Source organism: Neobacillus vireti (assembly GCF_036962465.1).
Taxonomy (GTDB): Bacteria; Bacillota; Bacilli; order Bacillales; family Cytobacillaceae; genus Neobacillus; species Neobacillus vireti_B.
This window is the reverse complement of record NZ_JBALNF010000043.1, coordinates 80,962-83,446: the sequence shown is the minus strand read 5'-3', so window position 1 is coordinate 83,446 and position 2,485 is coordinate 80,962. Positions and strand designations below refer to the sequence as shown.

The following is a 2,485-nucleotide window of genomic DNA, read 5'->3' as shown; positions in this document are numbered from 1 at the left end:
GTGAATAATTTAGCTAAAATATTTATATAAATGCTTGAAAATAGTGAGAAACTAGCATAAGATGTATTGTGAATATATTGTTAAGAAATTGTGACAGAATAAGTACAGTTATGTGAATGAGCTCTATTCATATTATTCATTCTTGTTCCTTAAAATTCCTCATTCGCTTTCTAAGTACTTATGGTTATTTCTTTTTCTTTATTCCTATTCGTGAATTACATCACATAATTTTTTTCGCTATGTATCGTGAAATATCTCACATACAGCAAATTTAATCTAAGTAAAATAAAATTGGACATAGCAGTGGAAGATAAGAAAAAGAGCATTTATAAAAAATATAATTTAAAAGGTGGAAGTGATCACTTTGAGACAGCCTAAAATCGTGATTCTTGGTGCAGGTTACGGCGGACTTCTGACGACAGTTCGTTTGCAGAAGATACTTGGCGTAAATGAAGCGGATATTGTATTAGTAAATAAAAATGACTATCATTATGAGACAACATGGTTACATGAGGCCTCTGCGGGTACCCTACATCATGATAAAGTCCGCTATGATATTCGTGATGTCATCGACCGCAGTAAGGTTGATTTTGTTCAGGATACTGTGGTTGAGATTAAAAAAGACGAAAAGAAAGTGGTACTAGAAAAAGGCGAGGTGGATTATGACTATCTTGTCATTGCCCTTGGCGGTGAACCGGAAACATTCGGTATCAAAGGACTGAAAGAATATGCATTTGGTATTACCAATGTTAATTCTGCCCGTCAATTACGTGAGCATATTGAATATCAATTTGCTACGTACAATATGGAAGAGGAAAAGAATGATAACCGCTTATCCATCGTTGTAGGTGGTGCTGGTTTTACTGGCATTGAATTCCTTGGCGAGTTAACAAATCGGATCCCAGAATTGTGCCATGAATATGATGTGGATTTCCATAAGGTAAAGATTTATTGTGTAGAAGCAGCTCCAACCGTATTGCCTGGCTTCGATCCTGAACTAGTAAATTACGCCGTTTCTACATTAGAGCGTAAGGGTGTCGAATTTTTAATCGGAACGGCAATTAAGGAAGCTGTTCCTGGCGGTATTCTTGTAGCAAAAGGCGATGCAGAGCCATATGAAATTAAGGCTGAAACGGTTGTTTGGGCTGCAGGCGTACGTGGTAACTCTGTTATCGAAAAATCAGGCTTTGAAGCAATGAGAGGCCGTGTTAAGGTTCAACCAGATTTGCGCGTTCCTGGGTTTGATCATGTCTTCATCATTGGTGACAGCTCTCTAGTTATTAATGAAGAAATCAATCGTCCATATCCGCCAACAGCACAAATTGCGATGCAGCAAGCGGAATTGACTGCTAAGAATATTGCTGCTTTAGTTCGTAATAAATCAGAATTAGAAAGCTTTACATTCGATAATAAAGGGACTGTTTGCTCTCTTGGTGAAGATGATGCAATTGGTGTAGTTTTTGGCAAAAAACTTACCGGCGGAAAAGCTTCTTTTATGAAGAAAGTGGTCGATAATCGTGCCCTTTACATGATCGGCGGAGCAGGTATGGTATTGAAAAAAGGGAAATTTAATCTATTTTAAACTAAAAAAAAGCGGAAGGCCTTAAAGGGTGTTCAAGCTTCTATCATTTTTTCAAAAAGGACAGAGAAACTCTGTTCTTTTTTGCTATGATAATAAAAACAGGGGTTGTAATGGAGGGGTTACATGAATACTCATGAGAAACGTGGCAAGGTTTGGCTGGCGGTATCCGGATTAGTTAAGTCAAATGACGGACACTGGCTTGTTGTGAAAAAAAGATATGGCGGCTTAAAAGGCCAATGGTCTTTGCCTGCCGGCTTTGTGAATGAAGGGGAAACGGCTGATGAAGCTGTTGTTAGAGAAGTGAAGGAAGAAACGGGGATCGATTGTAAGGTTAAAGGGCTGCTTGGACTAAGGACAGGTGTAATCAGAGGGGAAATTAGTGATAATTTGCTTGTGTTTTTACTGGAGCCAACCGGAAAGCTAACCATTACTCATCAAGATAAGGAATTGTATGAAGCCCGGTTTATGGCGCCAGAGGAGCTTAGTATAGAAAAGGATGCCTCCATCCTATTACATTATTTAATTCAAGAAAATCTCTCAGTCATTAAAGCTGGAGCAAATGATATTAACCCCGGAGACCAGTTTGGCTACACTTCTTATAAATTATTTTTTTAATTTTTAGATAAATTGAGCAACCTATCGTAAATGGAAGATAATCTTACATGTATCCGTTTTCATAATGAATTTTGCATAAATTTAGCTCTTTTCTTTTTCGTGAATTCTTGGTATATTATCAGAAAATTAAGTTAATATCCAAGGGAGGCGAAAGAGATGACCGTGGAAACGATAGATACAACGAAAACGTGTGATTATTGTGAGGGTAAGGGTTATTTTCAATTAGTACTTGGCGGTTCGGAGACATGCCCAAACTGTGAAGGAACGGGTAAGAATAAAGATAAATAA

General features: G+C 37.7%; 3 protein-coding genes. All 3 read left to right on the top strand.

From position 1 onward, the window contains the following. Positions 1 to 364 precede the first annotated feature (364 nt). Positions 365 to 1,582 (top strand): NAD(P)/FAD-dependent oxidoreductase, encoded by a 1,218-nt coding sequence (locus tag V7077_RS18525; protein WP_335504629.1) that lies wholly within the window; start codon positions 365 to 367, stop codon positions 1,580 to 1,582. A gap of 123 nt (positions 1,583 to 1,705) precedes the next feature. Then, positions 1,706 to 2,197, top strand: a complete 492-nt coding sequence (locus V7077_RS18520; RefSeq protein ID WP_335504628.1) for an NUDIX hydrolase — start codon at positions 1,706 to 1,708, stop codon at positions 2,195 to 2,197. Between the two features lie 156 nt (positions 2,198 to 2,353). Continuing rightward, positions 2,354 to 2,485 carry a YuiA family protein gene (locus tag V7077_RS18515; RefSeq protein WP_335504627.1) on the top strand — a complete coding sequence of 44 codons (132 nt, stop codon included), beginning with the start codon at positions 2,354 to 2,356 and terminating at the stop codon, positions 2,483 to 2,485.

What these genes read in the sequence shown, in the direction of transcription:
- V7077_RS18515 (WP_335504627.1), top strand. Translation starts at nt 2,354, where the DNA reads ATGACCGTGGAAACGATAGATACAACGAAAACGTGTGATTATTGTGAG.
- V7077_RS18520 (WP_335504628.1), top strand. Translation starts at nt 1,706, where the DNA reads ATGAATACTCATGAGAAACGTGGCAAGGTTTGGCTGGCGGTATCCGGA.